The 19,996-nt window shown below is 67.8% G+C and carries 20 protein-coding genes; 16 read left to right on the forward strand and 4 right to left on the reverse strand.

Features of this window, described 5'->3' with window-relative positions:
• Positions 1-62 precede the first annotated feature (62 nt).
• From radA to ROV93_RS00785, 4 genes are all read left to right on the forward strand, one after another.
• Positions 63-1,439 carry a DNA repair protein RadA gene (gene radA, locus ROV93_RS00770; RefSeq protein WP_005408586.1) on the forward strand — a complete coding sequence of 459 codons (1,377 nt, stop codon included), beginning with the start codon at positions 63-65 and terminating at the stop codon, positions 1,437-1,439.
• A gap of 202 nt (positions 1,440-1,641) precedes the next feature.
• Positions 1,642-3,498 carry an ATP-binding protein gene (locus tag ROV93_RS00775; RefSeq protein ID WP_072166890.1) on the forward strand — a complete coding sequence of 619 codons (1,857 nt, stop codon included), beginning with the start codon at positions 1,642-1,644 and terminating at the stop codon, positions 3,496-3,498.
• 49 nt (positions 3,499-3,547) lie between these two features.
• Entirely contained in the window at positions 3,548-5,854 is a 2,307-nt protein-coding gene (locus ROV93_RS00780) for a tetratricopeptide repeat protein (protein ID WP_072166889.1), read from the forward strand.
• 92 nt (positions 5,855-5,946) lie between these two features.
• Complete coding sequence (locus ROV93_RS00785; protein ID WP_072166888.1) at positions 5,947-6,405, forward strand: hypothetical protein; 459 nt, start codon at positions 5,947-5,949, stop codon at positions 6,403-6,405.
• A gap of 41 nt (positions 6,406-6,446) precedes the next feature.
• Here ROV93_RS00785 and ccsA read toward each other — a convergent pair whose 3' ends face one another.
• On the reverse strand, positions 6,447-7,241 hold the full coding sequence (gene ccsA, locus ROV93_RS00790; RefSeq protein WP_072166887.1) for a cytochrome c biogenesis protein CcsA: 795 nt from the start codon (positions 7,239-7,241) through the stop codon (positions 6,447-6,449).
• A gap of 122 nt (positions 7,242-7,363) precedes the next feature.
• Between ccsA and ffh the strand changes: the two genes are divergently transcribed.
• The 10 genes from ffh (at position 7,364) to ROV93_RS00840 (ending at position 14,424) form a co-directional block, all read left to right on the forward strand.
• On the forward strand, positions 7,364-8,740 hold the full coding sequence (ffh, locus tag ROV93_RS00795; RefSeq protein WP_005408591.1) for a signal recognition particle protein: 1,377 nt from the start codon (positions 7,364-7,366) through the stop codon (positions 8,738-8,740).
• Positions 8,741-8,888: 148 nt separating this feature from the next.
• Positions 8,889-9,965, forward strand: a complete 1,077-nt coding sequence (locus tag ROV93_RS00800) for a nitronate monooxygenase (protein ID WP_072166886.1) — start codon at positions 8,889-8,891, stop codon at positions 9,963-9,965.
• Positions 9,962-10,774, forward strand: a complete 813-nt coding sequence (locus tag ROV93_RS00805; RefSeq protein WP_072166885.1) for an aminotransferase class IV family protein — start codon at positions 9,962-9,964, stop codon at positions 10,772-10,774. Before ROV93_RS00800 ends, ROV93_RS00805 begins: the two co-directional genes overlap by 4 nt.
• Positions 10,775-10,861: 87 nt before the next feature.
• Positions 10,862-11,122, forward strand: coding sequence for a 30S ribosomal protein S16 (gene rpsP / locus ROV93_RS00810; protein ID WP_005415733.1), 261 nt, complete (start codon positions 10,862-10,864; stop codon positions 11,120-11,122).
• A 44-nt stretch (positions 11,123-11,166) separates the two neighbouring features.
• Complete coding sequence (rimM, locus tag ROV93_RS00815; RefSeq protein WP_005415734.1) at positions 11,167-11,679, forward strand: ribosome maturation factor RimM; 513 nt, start codon at positions 11,167-11,169, stop codon at positions 11,677-11,679.
• Between the two features lie 8 nt (positions 11,680-11,687).
• Positions 11,688-12,446, forward strand: coding sequence for a tRNA (guanosine(37)-N1)-methyltransferase TrmD (gene trmD, locus ROV93_RS00820; RefSeq protein WP_005415735.1), 759 nt, complete (start codon positions 11,688-11,690; stop codon positions 12,444-12,446).
• Between the two features lie 154 nt (positions 12,447-12,600).
• On the forward strand, positions 12,601-13,002 hold the full coding sequence (gene rplS / locus ROV93_RS00825; protein ID WP_005415736.1) for a 50S ribosomal protein L19: 402 nt from the start codon (positions 12,601-12,603) through the stop codon (positions 13,000-13,002).
• A gap of 82 nt (positions 13,003-13,084) precedes the next feature.
• A complete protein-coding gene (locus ROV93_RS00830) occupies positions 13,085-13,465 on the forward strand; it encodes a DUF6404 family protein (RefSeq protein WP_072166884.1) in 381 nt (126 codons plus the stop codon).
• Positions 13,466-13,543: 78 nt separating this feature from the next.
• Positions 13,544-13,978, forward strand: a complete 435-nt coding sequence (locus ROV93_RS00835) for a DUF1801 domain-containing protein (RefSeq protein WP_072166883.1) — start codon at positions 13,544-13,546, stop codon at positions 13,976-13,978.
• 38 nt (positions 13,979-14,016) lie between these two features.
• Positions 14,017-14,424: a DUF1801 domain-containing protein gene (locus ROV93_RS00840; RefSeq protein ID WP_072166882.1), complete on the forward strand. Its 408-nt coding sequence runs from the start codon at positions 14,017-14,019 to the stop codon at positions 14,422-14,424.
• A 68-nt stretch (positions 14,425-14,492) separates the two neighbouring features.
• Here ROV93_RS00840 and ROV93_RS00845 read toward each other — a convergent pair whose 3' ends face one another.
• Entirely contained in the window at positions 14,493-15,965 is a 1,473-nt protein-coding gene (locus ROV93_RS00845; RefSeq protein WP_072166881.1) for an MATE family efflux transporter, read from the reverse strand.
• A 62-nt stretch (positions 15,966-16,027) separates the two neighbouring features.
• Between ROV93_RS00845 and ROV93_RS00850 the strand changes: the two genes are divergently transcribed.
• A complete protein-coding gene (locus tag ROV93_RS00850) occupies positions 16,028-16,267 on the forward strand; it encodes a hypothetical protein (RefSeq protein WP_061479154.1) in 240 nt (79 codons plus the stop codon).
• Between the two features lie 9 nt (positions 16,268-16,276).
• Positions 16,277-16,684 (forward strand): RNA-binding S4 domain-containing protein, encoded by a 408-nt coding sequence (locus tag ROV93_RS00855; protein ID WP_005415742.1) that lies wholly within the window; start codon positions 16,277-16,279, stop codon positions 16,682-16,684.
• Between the two features lie 219 nt (positions 16,685-16,903).
• Here ROV93_RS00855 and katG read toward each other — a convergent pair whose 3' ends face one another.
• Positions 16,904-19,141, reverse strand: a complete 2,238-nt coding sequence (gene katG / locus ROV93_RS00860) for a catalase/peroxidase HPI (protein ID WP_072166880.1) — start codon at positions 19,139-19,141, stop codon at positions 16,904-16,906.
• Positions 19,142-19,288: 147 nt separating this feature from the next.
• Positions 19,289-19,888 (reverse strand): DUF937 domain-containing protein, encoded by a 600-nt coding sequence (locus ROV93_RS00865; protein ID WP_061479156.1) that lies wholly within the window; start codon positions 19,886-19,888, stop codon positions 19,289-19,291.
• Positions 19,889-19,996 lie beyond the last annotated feature (108 nt).

A 19,996-nucleotide genomic window follows, 5' to 3' on the forward strand; every position in this document is an offset into this window, starting at 1 on the left:
CAGCAGCTGCGACCCGGCTCGGCTATCCTGCCACGCCTGTTCCCGTTGCTGGAAATCATCCGATGGCCAAAGCCCGCACCGCCTACGTCTGCAATGAATGCGGCGCCGAATTCAGCAAGTGGCAGGGCCAGTGCACCGAGTGCAACGCCTGGAACTCGTTGTCGGAAATCGTGCTGGAGAGCGCGGCGGCGGCCAAGGCGCCGGCCTCGCGCCGGGCGGGCTGGGCCGGCAAGATCGATCCGCCGAAGATCACTGCGCTGAAGGATGTGGAGCAGACCGAGCATCGCCGGGTCTCCACCGGCATCGGCGAGTTCGACCGTGTGCTGGGCGGCGGCCTGGTCGAAGGCGCGGTGGTGCTGGTGGGCGGCGACCCGGGCATCGGCAAGTCGACGCTGCTGCTGCAGGCGGTGGCGAAGATGGCCGCTGAACTGCCTGTGCTCTACGTCACCGGCGAGGAGTCACTGGCGCAGGTGGCTGGCCGTGCGCATCGCCTGGAGCTGCCGCTGGACGGCGTCAATGCGCTGGCCGAGACCGGGGTCGAGTCGATCCTGCAGCATGCCTCCAGGGCTGGGCCGCGGCTGATCGTGGCCGATTCGGTGCAGACCCTGTGGACCGAGAGCCTGACCGCTGCGCCCGGTTCGGTCAGCCAGGTGCGCGAGAGCGCGGCGCGGCTGGTGCGGTTCGCCAAGGAAACCGGCACCGCCGTGTTCCTGGTCGGCCATGTGACCAAGGAAGGCGGCATCGCCGGCCCGCGCGTGCTGGAACACATGGTGGACGCGGTGCTGTACTTCGAAGGCGAGAGCGGCAGCCGCTTCCGCCTGTTGCGCGCGTTCAAGAACCGCTTCGGTGCGGTCAACGAGCTGGGTGTGTTCGCGATGGGCGACAAGGGCCTGAAGGAGGTCTCCAACCCCTCGGCGATCTTCCTGTCCGGCGGCAGCACCCATCAGCCGGGCAGCTGCGTGATGGTCACCCGCGAGGGCACGCGGCCGCTGCTGGTGGAGGTACAGGCGCTGGTCGACGCATCGCCGCTGTCGAACCCGCGCCGTGTCGCGGTCGGCCTGGAGCAGAATCGCCTGGCAATGCTGCTGGCAGTGCTGCATCGCCATGGCGGTGTACTGGTCGGCGACCAGGACGTGTTCGTCAATGTGGTCGGTGGCATCCGCGTCCAGGAGACCGCCGCCGATCTGCCGGTGCTGCTGGCGGTGTTGTCGTCGCTGCAGGATCGGCCGCTGGCGGAGAAGACCATCGCCTTCGGCGAGGTGGGCCTGTCCGGCGAGATCCGCCCGGTGCCCAATGGCGAAGACCGCCTGCGCGAGGCCGCCACCCATGGCTTCAAGCGCGCCATCGTGCCCAAGGCCAATGCGCCCAAGGGCGGTTCGGTCAAAGGCATGGAGGTGATCGCGGTGGAACGCCTGTCCGAGGCCATCGACGCGGCGTGAGGCCAGCCCTGTAGAGCCGAGCCCACGCTCGGCTGCTTTCTGTGGAGTCGAGCCATGCTCGACTGGTGGTCGAACAGCAGCCGAGCATGGGCTCGGCTCTACAAGTGTCCAATGCAGTAACGGTCAGCTTCACTGTGCTAGTTTTTCCCGCTCGACGAAGACGCCCTCTCGCGTCTTTCCGTGCCCAGGAGTAAACGATTACATGCAGGACACCGCACTCACCGCCCCCAACGCCGAGATCCGTCGCGCCGGGGTCGATCTCAATGGATTGATGACGGTGCTGGGCAAGCACCTGTATTCCACCCCGGTGGTGGCGCTGCGTGAGCTGGTACAGAACGCGCATGACTCGATCATCCGCCGCCGCATCGAGCAGCCCGGTGTTGACGTGCCTTCGCGCATTTCGGTGCAGGTTGATGCCGGTGCCGGCGTACTGCGCATCACTGATACCGGTGCTGGCCTGACCCGCCAGGAGATCCACGATTACCTGGCCACCGTCGGCGTCGGCTACACCCGTGGCCTGCGCCAGGGCGGAGAGGACGATGAAGGGCTGATCGGCATGTTCGGCCTCGGCTTCCTGTCGGCCTTCGTGCTGGCCCGCCGGGTCAGCGTGCGCACCACCTCTTACCAGACGCCGGATCTGGGCCATCTGTACGTGTCCAGCAACGCCGAGCAATACACCGTCAGCGAAGTGCCTGCACGCGCGGTGGGCACTGAGGTGGAGCTGGAGCTGCATCCGGACTTCCTGCCGCTGGCCAACGAGGCGCGCCTGCATGAGGTGCTGGGCCGCTACTGCGCGTTGCTGTCCGAGCCGATCTTCATCGGTGCTGCGGGCGAGGCGCTCAATCCCGAGCCGCCGCCGTGGCGCGGCCAGGGGGAGGTCGCCGTGCATCCGGTGCAGGCCCGCCGGCAGGCGCTGCAGTTCGCCGCGCGGTTCGAGCACGATTTCGAGCCGATTGTGACCGTGCCGTTGCGTGCCGATGGCAACAGCGATGCCACTGGCCTGCTGTGGGTGCAGGACGGCGCCACCTATGGCACCAGCGACAACCGCAACCTGTCGGTGTTCGTGCGTGGGATGCTGCTGGATGACGACGCGCGCGACCTGCTGCCGCCGTGGGCCGGTTTCATCGGCGGGGTGATCGAATCCTCGCGGTTGACGCCCACCGCCAGCCGCGAAGACCTGCAGCGCGATGACCAGTACCGCGCGGTGCAGCATGCACTGCTGGAGGCGCTGATCGACGGCCTGGCCGACGTTGCGAAGCAGCAACCGGAAGCCTGGCGGCGCGTGCTGACCCGCCACAACGAGGCGCTGCTGGGTGCGGCACTGTGCGATGAGCGCCTGTTCGAACTGCTGATGGAGCATGTGCGGGTGCCGACTTCGCAGGGCGACCTGCCGGCCAGTGCGCTGCCGGCGCGCGGTGCCGTGCATGTCATCCTCGACAACGGCGGTGGCTTTGAAGAGATGCTGTTCCGCGCGATGGGCGTACCGGTCGCGCATGGCCATCGCTACGCGGTGGTGCCGTTCCTGCGGCGCTGGGCCCAGGCCAAGGGCCTGCGCCTGGTCGAGCTGGGTACTGAACAGGGCAACCGCGCACTGTTCCGCAGTGATGACAGCCTCGACGAGGCGCAGCTGGCGTGGCTGCGCGAACAACTGGGCGACGGCGAGCAGCTGCTGCCCGCGCGTTTCAGCCCGGAGGCGCTGCCGGTGGTGGTGGTGCCCGACCGCGAGGCCGAGCTGAAGCAGCGGCTGGAAGACGACGAGAACGACAAGCGCGTCTCGATGGCCGCGCTGCGCCTGGCGCGCCAGTTCACCGCGCGCATCGAATCGCGCGCACCGTCGCGGCTGTATCTCAATCTCGACAACCCGGCGGTGCAGGCACTGCTGCGCGCCCAGCGCGAGGGCCACCCACAGGCCGAGGCTGCGGCGCGCCTGCTGCGCTCGCTGAAAATCATCGTCGCCGCGCAGGGCCGCCCGCTGGCACGCACGAACGCTACGCCCGGCCCGGATCTCAACGGCGCCTTCACCGACATCGCCGGTGCCCTGCAGCAGATGCTGCGCTGAGCACCGCACCCTCTCATCCAGCCTTCGCTAGACAGGAGCAATTACCCCCATGGACATCTGGAACTGGGTCGAAAAGCTGCAGGGTGACCTGCGCCAGGCCGGCCAGGCGCAGAACGCGCACCTGCTGAACCGTCTCGCCGATGAGGTCAGTGAACTGCAGATCGACCGCGTCGATGCGCTGCTGCCCGAAGCACGCGCCCTGGGCAAGGCGCTGGACAACCCTTGGGTTGACGTCTATGTCGGCCACTGGGCGCTGCGCAACCGCGTCGGCAACCGCGTGGAAGGCGAGAGCGCACTCGGCGAAGCCGTAGCGCTGTTCGAGCGCGCGCACCGCGAGGACACCCTGGAATGCCCGCAGTCGATCTGCGTGACCCAGGACTTGGCCGCCTGCTACGGCAACATCGATGGCCCGGGCTGGGTGCCCGAGCGCATCGAGGTCTGCGACGAAACCCTTGGCCGCATCGATCCGAGCTGGGCCTGTTTCCAGTGCCTGAGCTGCGAGAAGGCCGATGCGCTGCTCGATGATGGCCGTGGCCAGGAGGCGCTGGATTACCTGCAGGTGCAAGCCGATGCCGTGGAAGCCTGTGGCAAGGAAGTGTTCGACAGCTTCCCCGAGATGCAGATCAAGATCCTGCTCGCTGTCGGCCGCGCCGACGAGGCACTGGCGCTGATCGAGAAGCGCGAGGCCGAAGTGGCAGCCTCCGGGGAGTACGAACCGGCCAACTGCACGGTGCCGCGTCGCTTGTCCAAGGCCTGGGCGCTGGCCCAGCTGGGCCGCGACGAAGAGGCGCTGCAGCAGCTGGTGCCGTGGAGCGAGCTGACCCCGAACTACTGGCGGCTGTGGGCAAACACCGCCGCAGCACTGTGCCAGCGTGATCCCGCGCGCAATACGTGGGATCTGGGCACGCGCTTCAACACCATCATCGAGCACTTCGCACGGGTCGGTTCGCACCGCCTGCTGATCGAAGTCGCGGCGCTGAGCCTGGAGCTGGCGCTGCAGCGTGGCGCGCGCTGGGTCGCACTGCGGCAGCTGGAACTGGCCCGCACCCATCTGGCGCAGCTGCGCCAGGATCGGGGTGCTGCGGCGCTGGTGGCAGGCCTGGCCGCGCGCATCGAGGCATTGCCGGACGTCGCGCCGCTGCCGGTGCCGGCGGGCGAGCTGCTGGCATGGCTGGACGCGCAGGGCGAACAGAACCAGTCGCGCGATCCCGAGCGCGAAGCGCAGTGGTTGCTGCAGGCGCATGCCGAGCTACCCGATGACGAGGCGCTGGCCGACATGGCCGCCTCGGCACTGAATGCCTGCGGCGCGCAGGCCGAGGCGCGGTCGCTGCTGTGGCGGTTCGTACGCGGCCATGTGCAGCACGATGGCCCCGCGGCCTACACGCTGATGCGCTGGCTGGCCGAACAGGGCGACGACGACGGACTGCGCCAGCTGGCCGATCTGTATCGCGGCAGCGTGCCGGTGTTCGCGCACTGGTGCGAGGTGCAGCGTGCACGCCGCGTGTCCGACTGGCCGGCGCTGGAGCAGGCGGCCCGATCGCTTCTGGAGCTGTCTCCGGGCTCGCACGGCGCGCGCGGCACGCTGGCGCGCATGTACATGGAAACCGGCCGTTTCAGCGAGGCCCAGGCCTGTTATGCACAGCTGGTGGAGCTGCTGGACGAGCCCAATGCCGCGCATTGGGACCACATGAGCGCAGCCAGCGCCGCGCGCGACTGGGACGCCGTGCGCCGCTCGGCGGCGGCGCTTGGCATGGAATTGTCCAGCCAGGACGGCGTGGTAGAGGAGCCGTGGGGCTGGGTGATCATCCGCAGTGAAGAAAACGGCGAGCCGATGGAGTACTACGCCCGTCGCAGCGGTCCGGTGACCGCGCGCATCGTCGAGAACGCGCCGTCCAACCGCGCCCAGCAGGTGGGCGACTGGGTGGTGTTCGATGCCGCGCTGGTGCATCCGGCACCAGAGGAGGAGGAAGCACGCGAGCATTTCATCCCGACCTATGCGCAGGTGCATGTGCTGGAGCGCGGCGGCTTCGCCCGCAGCTGGATGATCGATGGCGCGCACCCGGGCGAAGAGGCCTGGAATGCCTTCGTCGAGGCGGCCGAAGCACAGGGCTGGAAGGTGTGGTCACACAGCCGGCCGGACTACACCGTCACCGACCCCGATGTGGAAGAGGGTACGCTGCCCGGCCTGCTGTTCACCGTGGCCCAGCCGCAGGACCACGCACCGCTGGCACTGCACCGCTTCCTGCAGCAGCACACCGCGACTTGGCCGCATCCGCATTGCTGGCTGCGCCTGGCTGAAGCCTGTGACCAGGATCGCCAGCCGCATCTGGACGTGATCGAGCGTTACGGGTTGTAGGCCGGATATCGGGTAGTGCCGGCCGCTGGCCGGCAGCACCGGGAGATCCTGTATTGCCGGCCCGCGGCCGGCACTACCTCAGGGAAAAATACATGCGAAAGACAGGGATGTTGATGATCGCCGGGCTGCTGCTGGCCCCTGCCGTGCAGGCGTCACCCGCCTGCCAGGAACCAGAGGCGGTGGCCCGCGCCTTCTACGAGGCAACGACGGGCGATGGTGATCTGCTGGAGCCACCCCCGGCGCTGGTCAGCCCTGCCTTCGGCAAGGCACTGCGTGGAGAGCGCGCCTGCCAGCAGCGCGAAGAGGGCATCTGCACCATCGATTCGGATCCGTGGCTGGATGCGCAGGACGGTGACATCGAAACCCCGGTGCGCTACAGCTGGAAGGAGGCTTCGGCCTCCGCCGGCCAGGTCGAGATGCGCTATTCGGTGTGGAAGAAGGCCTACCTGACCCGCCTGCCGATGGTGCGCCGCGGGCAGGGGTGCTGGCAGGTTGATGACATCGTCACCAACAGTGGTCGTTCGGTGCGGAAGATCCTGGCCCAGCCTTGACGGTAGCGCCGGTGGGTGCCGACCGTTGGTCGGCACACCGCCTATCGCGAATGCCCGAACACCAGTTCGATCACGAACTGGCTGCCGAAGAAGGCCAGCAGCAGCAACAGCATCGCCGCCAGCGTCCAGTGCACCGCCTTCATGCCGCGCCAGCCGTAGCGCCGGCGGCCGATCAGCAGCACGCCGAACACGATCCACGACAGCACGCTCAGCACGGTCTTGTGCACCAGCTTCTGCGCCAGCAGGTCGTCGACGAACAGCACCCCGGTGACCAGGGTCAGGGTCAGCAGCGCGAAGCCGACGGTGATCACCCGGAACAGCAGTGATTCCAGGTCGGCCAGCGGCGGCAGCGCCCGCAGCCAAGGCCGGAACTCGCGGCGGCGCAGCGCGCGTTCCTGCAGCCACAGCATGATCGCCAGCAGCGCGGCGATGCTCAGCGTGGCGTAGGCCAGCAGGGCCAGCCAGGCGTGGCTGGCCAGGCGCCAGCCCAGTACCTTGCTCGGTTCGTGGCCGTAACCGTGGTAGGCCAGCAGCAGCACGGCGGCCAGCGGGAACACCACCACGCCCAGCGCCGACATCCGCCCGCGCGCGCCGACCAGCGACGTCAGCCAGGCCATGCCCAGGCCGACCAGCGACAGTGCGGCGAAGAAGTGCATGTCCGGCCCGCCGTTGGTGCGCATCGCCACCATCACGTGGTAGCCGCCGTGCAGCAGCATGGCGGGCAGGGCCGGCCACAGCCAGATGGGGGAGCCGGTCGTCTCATCGCGGCCAAGCGCGCGCACCAGCAGGGCACTGGCAACCAGGTAGAGCAGGACGGCGATGAGAACGATTGTCATCGTTGCAGTTTCGCATACCCCCGTGATGCTGGCGACGGCCCCGTGGCCGCAGTCCGGGGAGACAGCCGGACCCGTTATACTGTCTGCCTTATTGTCCCCCGCTTTCAGACAGGTTGCGCCGCATGTTCGAGTCCCTGACCCAGCGCCTTTCCGGCACCATCGAGCGCCTGCGTGGCCGTGGCCGCCTGACCGAGGAGAACATCCGCGAGGCGACCCGCGAAGTGCGCATCGCGCTGCTCGAGGCCGACGTTGCGCTGCCGGTGGTGCAGGCCCTGATCGAGCGAATCAAGGTGCGCGCGGTCGGCCAGGAAGTGCTGAAGTCGCTGACCCCGGGCCAGGCGCTGATCAAGGTCGTGCGCGACGAGCTGACAGCGGTGATGGGCGCCGAAGCCAGCGACCTGAACCTCAATGTGCCCGCTCCGGCCATCATCCTGATGGCGGGCCTGCAGGGCGCCGGCAAGACCACCACCGTGGGCAAGCTGGCCAAGCACCTGAAGGAAAAGCGCAAGAAGAAGGTGATGGTGGTCTCGGCCGACGTCTACCGTCCGGCCGCGATCGAACAGCTGAAGACCCTGGCCGAGCAGGTCGGCGTGCTGTTCTTCCCGTCCAGTGCCGACCAGAAGCCGGAAGCCATTGTCCGCGCCGCCATCGACGATGCACGCAAGTCGTTCGTCGACGTGCTGCTGGTCGATACCGCCGGCCGCCTGGCCATCGACGAAGCGATGATGGCCGAGATCAAGGCCCTGCACGCTGCGGTGAATCCGGCCGAAACGCTGTTCGTGGTCGACGCCATGACCGGCCAGGACGCGGCCAATACCGCCAAGGCCTTCGGCGATGCCCTGCCGCTGACCGGCGTGGTGCTGACCAAGACCGACGGTGACGCCCGCGGCGGCGCCGCGCTGAGCGTGCGCTACATCACCGGCAAGCCGATCAAGTTCGTCGGTGTCAGTGAAAAGCCGGAAGGCCTGGACGTGTTCCACCCGGACCGTATCGCCAGCCGCATCCTCGACATGGGCGACGTGCTGTCGCTGGTCGAGCAGGTCGAGCAGCAGGTCGACAAGGACAAGGCCGCCAAGCTGGCCGAGAAGGTCGCCAAGGGCAAGAAATTCGACCTGAACGACATGCGTGACCAGCTGGAGCAGATGCAGAACATGGGCGGCATCGGCGGCCTGATGGACAAGCTGCCGGGCCTGGGCAACATCCCCGACCATCTGAAGCAGCAGGTCAGCCAGGGCAAGGAAGTGCCGCGCATGATCGCCATCATCAGCTCGATGACCAAGAAGGAACGGCGCAATCCGAACCTGCTCAACGGCTCGCGCCGCGCGCGCATCGCCAAGGGCTCGGGCGTGACGCCGGCCGACGTCAACAAGCTGATGAAGCAGTACATGCAGATGGAAAAGATGATGAGCAAGATGGCCGGCGGTGGCATGAAGGGCATGTTGCGCAGCATGAAGGGCATGATGGGCGCCATGGGCGGCCGCGGCATGCCGTTCCGTTGATGACGGCCCCGTCCGCAATCTGATGTAGCGCCCGGGCCCACGCTCGGGCGGCGGCGCACAAGCGCCGCAGCAGGCCGTCGGGCAGCAGGCTCGACTCTTCCCCTGTCCTGCGCGCACCATGGGGGCCTGTCCGAAACGATGGGCCGTCATGCAGAGTTCCGCTGTAGCTTCCCGCGCCGAGGCGTTCTGCCGGCGCTTTGGCGTTTCCGTTCCGATCCTGCTGGCACCGATGGCCGGTGCCTGCCCGGTACCGTTGTCGGCTGCGCTGGCCAACGCCGGCAGCATGGGCGCAATGGGCGCGGTGTTGTCCTCTTCGGCCGATATCGGTCGCTGGATGGATGACTTCCGCGCAGCCTCCAGCGGTCCGGCGCAGGTGAACCTGTGGATGCCGGACCCTGTACCTGCCCGTGACGTTGCCGCCGAGGCCGCCAGCCGCGCCTTCCTCGCGCAATGGGGCCCGGAGGTGCCGGCCAGCGCCGCCGACGCCACGCCGGCCGACTTCGAAGAACAGTTCGCCGCACTGCTGGCGGCGCGTCCTGCGGTGGCCTCGACCATCATGGGCGTGCTGCTGCCGCGCCACGTGCAGCAGTTGAAGGACGCCGGCATCGCCTGGATCGCCTGTGCCACCACCTTGTCCGAAGCGCGCGCGGCACAGGACGCCGGCGCCGACGCGGTGGTGGCGCAGGGCGCGGAGGCCGGCGGCCATCGTGGTTCCTTTGATCCGGCGATGGCCGAGCGCCAGCTGGTGGGACTGTTTGCGCTGCTGCCGCGCCTGGCCGATCAGCTGCAGATTCCGGTGATTGCCGCCGGCGGCATCGCCGATGGCCGTGGCATCGCTGCCGCACTCACCTTGGGTGCCAGTGCGGTGCAGATCGGCACCGCCTTCCTGCGCACGCCGGAAGCGGCGATCGCTTCGGCGTGGGCCGATGGGCTGGCCGCCAGCGAACCGGAAGATACCTGGCCGACCCGCGCCTTCAGTGGTCGCCTGGGCCGTGGCCTGGCGACGCCCTATGTGCGCGCCGCTGCCGCAGAAGGCGCCCCCGCGCCGCGTCCATACCCGGTGCAGCGCGGCCTGACCGCCCCGATGCGCAGGCAGGCGGCGCAGGACAATCGTCTCGCAGCGATGCAGGCCTGGGCCGGGCAGTCGGCGTGGATGGCACCGGCGCAGCCGGCCGCCGACGTGCTGCGCGGCATGTGGGAACAGGCGCAGGCACTGCTGCCATGATGGTGAGCTGCAACGGCCGGGCGGCGCAGGTGAAGGATCTCCTGCCGGCGCTGGTGAATTACGGCCACTTCACCTCGCTGCAGGTGCGTGGTGGTGCAGTGCAGGGGCTGGACCTGCATCTGGCGCGGCTGTCACAGGCTACGCGCGAACTGTTCGGCAGCGAACTGGACACGGTGCAGGTACAGGCATGGATGGCGCAGGCATTGCAGCAGTCAGGGCAGGTCGATGCCTCGCTGCGGGTGACGGTGTACTCGCGCCGCTTCGATTTCCGCAATCCGCTGGCGGCGGTGCCGGTGGACGTGCTGGTGGCGGTGTCAGCGCCGGTGACGCTGACCGTCGCCAAGCGCGTGCGCAGCGTGGCCTGGCAGCGTGAACTGCCGCAGATCAAGCACGTCGGCACGTTTGGTTTGTTCGCCGAACGCCGCGCGGCGCTGGCGGCCGGATTCGACGATGCGCTGTTTGTCACCGCCGATGGCGACGTGAGTGAAGGCAGCACCTGGAACCTGGCCGTGCACGATGGTGAGCGGCTGCTCTGGCCACAGGCGCCGGCCCTGCGCGGGACTGCCGAGGCACTGCTGAAGCAGCATTGGCCGGGACCTCAGGTCACTCAGCCGCTGCCGCTGGCCGATCTGGCCGGCGTGAAGGCGGCTTTTGCCTGCAACGCCAGCGGCCTGTGGGCGCTGGAGGCCATTGACGGGCATGTCCTGCCCGGCTCGCAGGCGCTGGCTGAACAGGGCAGGGTGGTGCTGGCGGCGGTGGCCTGGCAGGGTTTGGGGTCAGCCCGCTTTTGCGGCACAAAAGCGATCTGACCCCCCGGGGTTGGCCCGGCCGCGATCTGCCGCTATAATCGCCCGCTTACCTCGCCATCCTGGCGACTGGGCAATAGGAAAAACACCATGGTCAAGATCCGACTGACCCGCGGCGGCGCCAAGAAGCGTCCGTTCTACCACATCATCGTCACCGACGTGCGCAGCGCGCGCGACGGCCGCAACATCGAGCGCGTTGGCTTCTACAATCCGGTCGCCCAGGGCGCCGAGAAGCGCATCGAGCTGGACCTGGCCCGCGTTGACCATTGGGTCAAGAACGGCGCCCAGCCGACCGACAAGGTCCGCAACCTGATCAAGGAAGCGACCAAGTCCCAGGCCGCTGCGGCCTGATCCTGACGGGCCACGCTTCGGCGTGGCCCTCTTGGTTGAAGCAGATGAAAGATATCGAGCGCCGCATCCTGCTGGGCAGGGTTGTCGGCGCTTTTGGTGTGCGCGGCGAAATCAAGCTCGAGTCCTGGACCGAGCCTCGTTCCGCCATTTTCCGTTACCAGCCGTGGATCGTGCGCAGCCCGTCCGGCGTGGAAACCACGGTTGAGGGTGTACGCGGCCGCGACAGCGGCAAGCACCTGGTGGCCCGTTTTCCCGGGGTCGAGGATCGCGATGTGGTCGAAGCGATGCGCGGCACCGAGATCTACGTGGCCCGCAGTGCCCTGCCGCCGCCGAAGCCCGATGAGTATTACTGGGTGGACCTGGAAGGCCTGGATGTGAAGACCACCGAGGGCGTCGCCCTGGGCCAGGTCTCGCACCTGTTCAGCACCGGCGCCAATGACGTGGTGGTGGTCCGGGGTGACCGCGAGCGGATGATTCCATTCGTGCAGCCGGACTTCGTCAAATCGGTCGATTTCGAGGCCAACCTGATCGTGGTCGACTGGGACCCCGAGTTCTGAGTGCGAGCATGCGTTTCGACGTCATCACCCTGTTTCCCGAGTTCCTCGCCCAGTCCGCTGGACTGGGCGTGGTCGGGCGCGCGCAGGAGAAGGGACTGTTCAGCCTGCATGGCTGGAACCCCCGTGATTACGCCGAAGGCAACTACCGCCGGGTGGACGACCGTCCGTTCGGCGGTGGCCCGGGCATGGTGATGCTGATCGAGCCGCTGCAGGCCTGCCTGCAGGCGATCCGCGAGGCCGATCCAACCCCGGCGCGGGTGATCTACCTCAGCCCGCAGGGCGCGCCGTTGACCCAGGCCAAGGTGCGGGAACTGGCGGCGCTGCCGCGCATGGTCCTGCTCTGTGGCCGCTACGAGGGCATCGACGAGCGTTTCCTGGAGGCCAATGTCGACGAGGAAATCTCCCTCGGCGACTACGTGCTGTCCGGCGGCGAGCTGGGCGCGGCGGTGATCATCGACGCCGTGGCCCGCCTGCAGGACGGTGCCCTGAACGATGCGGAGTCGGCGGCGCAGGACAGCTTCGAGGGCGACCTCGGTCTGCTCGACTGCCCGCATTACAGCCAGCCGGCCCAGCACCCGCTGGGGGACGTGCCGGAGGTGCTGCGCTCGGGCAACCACGCTGCCATCGCCGCCTGGCGCCGCCAGCAGTCGCTGCTCCGGACCGCCCAGCGGCGCCCGGACCTGCTGGATGAACAGGCACTGGGCAAGGCCGACCGCAAACTGCTGGAGCAGGGCCGCCAGGCCCGGAACCAGAAGGCCAGCCCCTAGCGCAGGGCTGGCTTTATCGGCTATCATGGCCAATTCCCGCCAGCCCCGGTTGGCGCGCGCAGTACCCAAAACAAACGTGCAGCACAGTCCGGTGACTGCATGAGCCCACGTTGTCGATATGACACGCCCACCCGAACAAGAATCGGTGTAACCCATGAGCAAGCTGAACAAGTCCATCGTCGCGGAATTCGAATCCGCCCAGATCACCCGTGAACTGCCGAAGTTCAGCCAGGGCGACACCGTTGTCGTCAACGTGAAGGTGAAGGAAGGCAGCCGCGAGCGCGTGCAGGCCTACGAAGGCGTCGTCATCGCCACCAAGAATGCCGGCCTGAACTCCTCGTTCACCGTCCGCAAGATCTCGCACGGCTACGGCGTCGAGCGCGTTTTCCAGACCCACAGCGCCATCATCGACTCGGTCGAAGTGAAGCGTCGTGGTAAGGTCCGCGCCGGCAAGCTGTACTACCTGCGTGGCCTGGAAGGCAAGGCTGCCCGCATCAAGGAAGACCTGGCTGCCGCTGCTGCCGCCAAGGCTGCCCGTCTGGCCGACAAGGCCTGATAAACAACTTCGGTTGTTGCCGCGACGGCCACCTTCGGGTGGCCGTTTGCGTTTCCGGCATCGCATCGGCCACGATCAGGTGATGAGCGACATCAACCCGCGCTATCCTGCCGTGATCCAGTCGGCGCTGCGCTTCCTGGACGGCCAGGGGCTGGCGCGCGTGCAGTCGGCACCGCTGCTGCATCGCCTGCTGTGGCGCCTGGGCATTGCACTGCCGCCGCCGATCCTGGCCGGATTTGCTACCAACGCGTTGGTGCAGGGCCTGCTGTTCGGGCTGTTCTGGACCGCGCTGATGTGGCTGATGCTGTGGCAGGGCAGCGAGCGCCCGCTGGCGCTGTTGCTGGTGGCCGGCCTGTCGGCTGGCGTGCTGTTCGGCATGGTGATGGCGGCGCTGATGCGCTCGCTGCGCCGCCACCGCAAGCTGCCGGACTGGCGACGGTTCCGCGCACGGCAGGCAGACTGAGCCGATGGCGCACTGCGCCGTGACCACACGGCGGGCCCGCGCTAGGCTGCAGCTTCATCCCGATGCCCGTGCCGTGCGATGCCTGCCAAGCGAACCGCACCTTCCACTGCGCCCACGCTGCTGTCCGGTGGCAACCCGCAGATCGCCAAGGGCGAGGGCGATGCGCCGGTGCAGGCATACATCGCCGCCATGCCGGACTGGAAACGTGCGATCGGCGCGCGACTGGATGCATTGATCGAGCAGGCCGTACCTGGCGTGCACAAGGCGGTGAAGTGGAACTCGCCGATGTATGCGGTTGCGCCGGGCGAAGGGTGGTTTCTCAGCTTCCATTGCTTCACCCGCTACATCAAGGTGGCGTTCTCCCGCGGCGCGGCACTGGCGCCAGTGCCGCCCGAGCCGTCCAGGAGCGCCAATACGCGTTACCTGCACATCTTCGAAGATGCCCCGTTGGATGAAACGCAGTTCCGCGACTGGGTGCGCCAGGTCGCCGCGTTGCCCGGCGAGCGCATGTAACCCCGACGTTCCGATTCCCTTCCCGACGAGAGCCGCTGATGGTCACGCATGCACCGAACCCTGCCGATGCCGGAACACCGGCCGCTGAACTGATCGACGCGCGCATCGCCGAACTGGGTGACTGGCGCGGCGAAACGCTGGCACGCGTGCGCGCCTTGATCCATGAAGCCCTGCCCGACGTGCAGGAAACCTGGAAGTGGCGCGGCACGCCGGTGTGGGAGCAGGACGGCATCCTGTGCACCGGCGAAACCTACAGGCAGGCGGTGAAACTGACCTTCGCCCACGGCGCGGCGCTGCCGGACCCGAAGGGCCTGTTCAATGCCAGCCTGGACGGCAACACGCGGCGTGCGATCGATATCCATCAAGGCGCGATGCCGGATGCCGCTACGTTCAAGGCGCTGCTGCGCGCGGCGGCGACGTTCAACGCGGCGAAGAAGAAGCGCTGACCGTCTTCTGTAGAGCCGAGCCCATGCTCGGCTGACAGGCCTGTGCGGACCAACGGTCCGCACCCACCTCAACGTGGCGGCGCTGGCTCCAGTGCCGCATCCGGGTCGGCCACCGGCGAGGGTGGGCAGGCGGGAATCTCCGAGGGCGTGGCCAGCGCTTCGGCATGCGAGGGCTTGCCCATCATCTTCGCCTTGCGCCAGCCACCCCAGCGGTAATACGCCAGCGACAGCAGCATCGACACCAGCGAGCTGACCGGGAAGCTCCACCAGATCGCATCGGCGCCCCAGTAAGGCTGCAGCAGGTCGGCGAACGGCACGCGCACGCCCCACAGCGAGCCGGCCAGGATCAGCAGCGGCGGAATCACCGCGCCGGTGGAGCGCACCACGCCGGAGATCACGAAGCTGACGCCGAAGAACAGGAACGAGCCGATCACTACGTGGTTGAGGTGGCGCGCGATCTCCAGCGCCTGGCTGGCCGGTGGCAGGAACAGCGCCAGCAGCTGGCGATCGAACACCACCAGCGGCAGGATCAACGCGCCGGTCAGCAGGAAGTTGAACAGCACGCCTTGGCGCGCGGTGCCGCGCACGCGGTCCCAGCGCTGCGCCCCCACGTTCTGTGCGGCCATCGAAGAGCACGCTGCACCGATCGCCATCGCTGGCATCTGCAGGTAGTTCCACAGTTGCAGGGCAGCGCCGTAGCCCGCGCCGGTGTCGGTCCCGTACTGGTTGACCATGGTCATCAGCAGGATCACCGACAGCGAGATCAGCACCATCTGCAGGCCCATCGGCACGCCCTTGACCACCAGCGCCTTGAGGATGGTCATGTCGAGCTTGAACAGGCGCATGTCGGCGCGGCCCAGCCACAGGGTGTGGCGCTTGTGCCGCATGTACAGCAGCAGGCCGGCCAGCGACAGCGTCTGCGCGACCAGCGTGGCCCACGCCGAGCCGGCGATACCCAGCGCAGGGAACGGCCCCATGCCGAAGATCAGTACCGGGTTCAGCACGATGTCCAGCGCCACCGACACCATCAGGAAACGGAATGGCGTGCGCGAATCACCGGCACCGCGCAGCGCGGCGGTGAGGAAGGCGAACGCGTACAGCGTCGGCATCGCCAGGAAGATGATCTGCAGGTAGGCCTCCGCCAATGGCAGCGAAGCAGCCGGCGTGCCCATCGCCGCCAGCAGCGGATGGGCCATGAACCAGCCGGCGAGGGCGATGATCACCGACAGGCCGATGAAGAAGGTGGCGCTGGTGCCGACCACGCGCCGCGCCTGCGCGATGTCGCGCGCGCCGATCGCCTGGCCGATCAGGATGGTGGAGGCCATGCCGAAACCGAACACCGAGCCGATCAGGAAGAACATGATGTTGTTGGCGTTCGCGGTGGCGGTCAGCGCCGCCTCGCCGAGGAAGCGCCCGACCCAGACCGCGTTCACCGAGCCGTTCAGCGACTGCGCGATGTTGCCCGCCAGGATCGGCAGGGAGAACAACAGGAGATTGCGCCCGATCGGGCCGGAGGTCAGGTCAAGCGGTGCCTTGGCCATGGAGTGGTGATCGAATCCCGGGAGGCGCACACTAGCACCAAGCCGGTTTGCGGGATGTGGCAATGCATCAACGACTGCAGGTGGAGCGGAGGTTGGCGCTGGCCTTGATCAGCGCTGTATTGGCCGCATGTTCGATGGACGACCGGCTGGGTGATACCCAGATCCGGCCAACCGACCGTCCCGAGTGCCTGGTCGGCAGCCAGCGCCAGGACCTGGCCTCCGGGGTGCGGCCATTGATCGGCGGCACCGGCTGCCGGGCCGACCCGGACAACCCGCGTCCCCTCAACAAGCCACTGGAGTAGCCTGCCCCCATGCCCGAGCTTTCCCCGCTGTCACCCAGTGTCCGCCTGGACATCTGGTTGTGGGCGGCCCGTTTCTTCAAGACCCGCAGCCTGGCCAAGCAGGCGATCGAGACCGGCAAGGTCAGCGTTGCCGGGCAGCGTCCGAAATCCTCACGCGCGGTGCGCGTGGGCGAGCAGCTTCAGGTCGACCGTGGTGAAGAGCATTTCGAGGTCCAGGTGCTCGGCCTGAGCGATCAGCGCGGGCCCGCAGCGACGGCGCAGCAGCTGTATGCCGAGAGCGAGGCCTCCAAGGCACGTCGTGCCGAACAGCGTGCGCTGCGCATCGCCGCGCGTGACGGGTTCCAGCCGCCGGAGCACAAGCCGGACAAGCGCGCACGCCGGTTGATCCGCGCGCTGGGGGACATCGACGCGCTGTGACGCAGCCCCGGCGTTCGCCGGCGACATCACCTTCCGGGATACGCCGCAGCGCGGTGGCAGCGGCTTCAACGAGAGCTCGCCGGACCGTGCCTGCGTCCAGGCGCTGCGGGACGCCAGCCGAAATGGCGTACTGCTGCGGAGAGCATGCGAACCGACGCTTCGCACCCGGTTGAGCGCGCCGGTAGCGCCGGGCCATGCCCGGCGACTACCCCGAACGCCTCAACCGTGCAGGTCGTAGCGGTCCAGTTCCATCACCCGCGTCCAGGCGGCGATGAAATCCTGCACGAACTTCTTCTCGCCATCGGCGCTGGCATAGACCTCGGCCAATGCGCGCAGCACCGCGTTTGAGCCGAACACCAGGTCGGTGCGGGTACCGGTCCAGCGCACAGCGCCGTCGGTGCGGCCACGGCCTTCGTAGCTTTCGCGGCCGGTGGCCTTCCACTGCGTACCCATGTCCAGCAGGTTGACGAAGAAGTCGTTGCTGAGCGTGCCTGGGCGCGTGGTGAACACGCCGTGCTTGCCACCATCGGCATTGGCACCGAGCACGCGCAGGCCGCCGACCAGCACGGTCATCTCCGGCGCGGTCAGCGTAAGCAGCTGCGCCTTGTCGATCAGCAGCGCCTCCCCGGGCACGCTGTAGGCGCCCTTCAGGTAATTGCGGAAGCCATCGGCGACCGGCTCGAGCACCGCGAACGATTCGACGTCGGTCTGTTCCTGGCTGGCGTCGGTGCGGCCCGGGGTGAACGGCACGCTGACCTCATGGCCACCGGCCTTGGCCGCCTGTTCGACACCTACGCCACCGGCCAGCACGATCAGGTCGGCCAGTGACACGTGCTTGCCGCCGGCATTGAAGCTGGCCTGCACCTTTTCCAGCGCGGCCAGCACCTTGGCCAGCTGCTGCGGCTGGTTCACCTCCCAGTCCTTCTGCGGCGCCAGGCGGATGCGCGCACCGTTGGCGCCGCCGCGCTTGTCCGAACCACGGAAGGTCGAAGCCGACGCCCATGCGGTGGACACCAGCTCGGCGACGCTCAGGCCCGCTGCGGCGATCTGCTGCTTCAGCGCGGCGATGTCCTTGGCGTCGATCAGCGGGTGCTGTGCTTCCGGCAGCGGGTCCTGCCAGATGAACTGTTCGGCCGGAATTTCCGGGCCGAGGTAACGTGCGCGCGGGCCCATGTCGCGGTGGGTCAGCTTGAACCAGGCGCGGGCGAAGGCATCGGCGAAGGCCTGCGGCTCGGCGAGGAACCGGCGCGAGATCTTTTCGTAGGCCGGATCCATGCGCAGCGACAGGTCGGTGGTGAGCATGGTGGGGCGGTGCTTCTTCGACGGGTCGTGCGCGTCGGGAATCACCGCTTCGGCGTTCTTGGCCACCCACTGGTGGGCACCGGCCGGGCTCTTGCTCAGCTCCCATTCGTTGCCGAACAGGATTTCGAAGAAATCGTGGCTCCACTGCGCCGGGGTGCGCGTCCAGGTCACTTCCAGGCCGCTGGTGATGGCGTCGCCGCCCTTGCCGCTGCGGAAGCTGCTGGCCCAGCCCAGGCCCTGGTTTTCCAGCCCGGCGGCTTCCGGTTCCTTGCCGACGTTGTCGGCCGGGCCGGCACCGTGGGTTTTGCCGAAGCTGTGGCCGCCGGCGATAAGCGCGACGGTTTCCTCGTCGTCCATGGCCATGCGGCCGAACGTATCGCGGATGTCATGCGCGGCCAGCACCGGATCCGGGTTGCCATCCGGCCCCTCCGGATTGACGTAGATCAGGCCCATCTGCACTGCGGCCAGCGGGTTTTCCAGCGTGCGCGAGTGCACGTCGCCGTCGGCATCGTCATCGGATACGAGCACGCCATGGTTCTCTTCAACGCCTTCCGAGCCATGCTTGTAGCGCACGTCACCGCCCAGCCAGGTGGTCTCGCGGCCCCAGTACACATCCTGGTCCGGCTCCCAGGTATCGGGGCGGCCGCCGGCAAAGCCCAGGGTCTTGAACCCCATCGATTCCAGCGCGACGTTACCGGTGAGGATGAGCAGGTCGGCCCAGGAAATGGCCTGGCCGTACTTCTGCTTGATCGGCCACAGCAGGCGCCGGGCCTTGTCCAGGCTGACATTGTCCGGCCAGCTGTTGAGCGGTGCGAAGCGCTGCTGGCCACGACCGCCGCCGCCGCGGCCGTCGCCGATGCGATAGGTGCCGGCACTGTGCCAGGCCATGCGGATGAACAGGCCACCGTAGTGCCCGAAGTCGGCCGGCCACCAGTCCTGCGAATCGGTCATCAGCGCCTTCAGGTCCGCCTTCAGCGCGGCGTAGTCCAGCCCCTTGAAGGCCTTGGCGTAATCGAAGCCGGCATCGAGCGGATTGGAGCGCGCCGAATGCTGGTTGAGCAGGTCCACGCGCAACTGGTTCGGCCACCAGTCGCGGTTGGTCGTCGCGTCGCCGACGACGGCATGGTTGAACGGGCACTTCGCTTCGCTTTTCATGGGTCTCTACCTGTGGACTGGCGAAAGGTGGAATCGGGGGAGGCCTGACCACGATAGGTGGCGCCTACCAATGGGTAAATTCGATTGATTCAACCGATGCGATAGTGGCGAACTATGGAGCCGTCTGACTAGGACGGTCGTGTCCGATCAACGCTTCAGCAGACCCGCGCCCAGCTTCATCAAGTCACTGGCTCCGAACTGGCCGTCGCCGTCCTGGTCCAGGACGCCGCCGAGCAGGTTGCCGATGCCGCCGGACTGCTGCGTTTCCTGGCCCAATGCCTGGCTCAGCTGGCCTGCGTTGCCACCCTGGGCGAAGCGCTGGGCCAGGAAGGACATGACGATGGGGGCGAGGATTGCCAGCAGCTTGCCCGAAGTGCCGCTGTCGAGACCGGTCTTCTGCCCGAGCAGTTGTGCCGCCTGCGGTTGCTGGCCACCGAATACGTGGCCGAGGATGCCGGCGCCATCGGTGGCGCCGCTGCCGCCCCCGCCCATCACCGCGCCCAGGATCCCGCCCAGGTCGAAACCGCCGCCACCGCTGTGGTCGCGCTGCAACGCGTTGAGCAGCGACTGCGCGCCCTGAGGCTCACTGGCGTTCTGCCCCATCGCGCCGAGCAGCAGAGGCAGGGCGCTGCCGACGGCCTGGGCGGTCTGGCTGCTGTCCAGGCCGAGTTGCTGGGACACCTGCTGCAGGCCCTGGCCCTGCTGCAGCTGCTGGAAGAGGGATGCAGCGAGCGATTCGGTGTTCATGGCAGTCTCTGTTCTGTGAAGGAAGGACGGCCCGAGCATAACGCTGCGTGCACTACGGGAATGCGAAGGCAGCCGAGCATGGGCCCGGCTCTACAGACAGAGCGCGAC

Origin of the sequence: Stenotrophomonas maltophilia group sp. msm4 (assembly GCF_032025605.1) — a bacterium.
In the GTDB taxonomy this organism is placed as follows: Bacteria; Pseudomonadota; Gammaproteobacteria; order Xanthomonadales; family Xanthomonadaceae; genus Stenotrophomonas; species Stenotrophomonas sepilia.

Bases quoted from the DNA above. Each gene is read 5' to 3' on its own strand.
- ROV93_RS00835 (WP_072166883.1), top strand. From the start codon at position 13,544: ATGCCTGCCAAGCGAACCGCACCTTCCACTGCGCCCACGCTGCTGTCC.
- ROV93_RS00830 (WP_072166884.1), top strand. From the start codon at position 13,085: ATGAGCGACATCAACCCGCGCTATCCTGCCGTGATCCAGTCGGCGCTG.
- rimM (WP_005415734.1), top strand. From the start codon at position 11,167: ATGAAAGATATCGAGCGCCGCATCCTGCTGGGCAGGGTTGTCGGCGCT.
- rplS (WP_005415736.1), top strand. From the start codon at position 12,601: ATGAGCAAGCTGAACAAGTCCATCGTCGCGGAATTCGAATCCGCCCAG.
- ccsA (WP_072166887.1), bottom strand. From the start codon at position 7,241: ATGACAATCGTTCTCATCGCCGTCCTGCTCTACCTGGTTGCCAGTGCC.
- radA (WP_005408586.1), top strand. From the start codon at position 63: ATGGCCAAAGCCCGCACCGCCTACGTCTGCAATGAATGCGGCGCCGAA.
- ROV93_RS00805 (WP_072166885.1), top strand. From the start codon at position 9,962: ATGATGGTGAGCTGCAACGGCCGGGCGGCGCAGGTGAAGGATCTCCTG.
- ROV93_RS00855 (WP_005415742.1), top strand. From the start codon at position 16,277: ATGCCCGAGCTTTCCCCGCTGTCACCCAGTGTCCGCCTGGACATCTGG.
- ROV93_RS00800 (WP_072166886.1), top strand. From the start codon at position 8,889: ATGCAGAGTTCCGCTGTAGCTTCCCGCGCCGAGGCGTTCTGCCGGCGC.
- ROV93_RS00850 (WP_061479154.1), top strand. From the start codon at position 16,028: ATGCATCAACGACTGCAGGTGGAGCGGAGGTTGGCGCTGGCCTTGATC.
- katG (WP_072166880.1), bottom strand. From the start codon at position 19,141: ATGAAAAGCGAAGCGAAGTGCCCGTTCAACCATGCCGTCGTCGGCGAC.
- ROV93_RS00775 (WP_072166890.1), top strand. From the start codon at position 1,642: ATGCAGGACACCGCACTCACCGCCCCCAACGCCGAGATCCGTCGCGCC.
- ROV93_RS00780 (WP_072166889.1), top strand. From the start codon at position 3,548: ATGGACATCTGGAACTGGGTCGAAAAGCTGCAGGGTGACCTGCGCCAG.
- ROV93_RS00865 (WP_061479156.1), bottom strand. From the start codon at position 19,888: ATGAACACCGAATCGCTCGCTGCATCCCTCTTCCAGCAGCTGCAGCAG.
- trmD (WP_005415735.1), top strand. From the start codon at position 11,688: ATGCGTTTCGACGTCATCACCCTGTTTCCCGAGTTCCTCGCCCAGTCC.
- rpsP (WP_005415733.1), top strand. From the start codon at position 10,862: ATGGTCAAGATCCGACTGACCCGCGGCGGCGCCAAGAAGCGTCCGTTC.
- ROV93_RS00785 (WP_072166888.1), top strand. From the start codon at position 5,947: ATGCGAAAGACAGGGATGTTGATGATCGCCGGGCTGCTGCTGGCCCCT.
- ffh (WP_005408591.1), top strand. From the start codon at position 7,364: ATGTTCGAGTCCCTGACCCAGCGCCTTTCCGGCACCATCGAGCGCCTG.
- ROV93_RS00840 (WP_072166882.1), top strand. From the start codon at position 14,017: ATGGTCACGCATGCACCGAACCCTGCCGATGCCGGAACACCGGCCGCT.
- ROV93_RS00845 (WP_072166881.1), bottom strand. From the start codon at position 15,965: ATGGCCAAGGCACCGCTTGACCTGACCTCCGGCCCGATCGGGCGCAAT.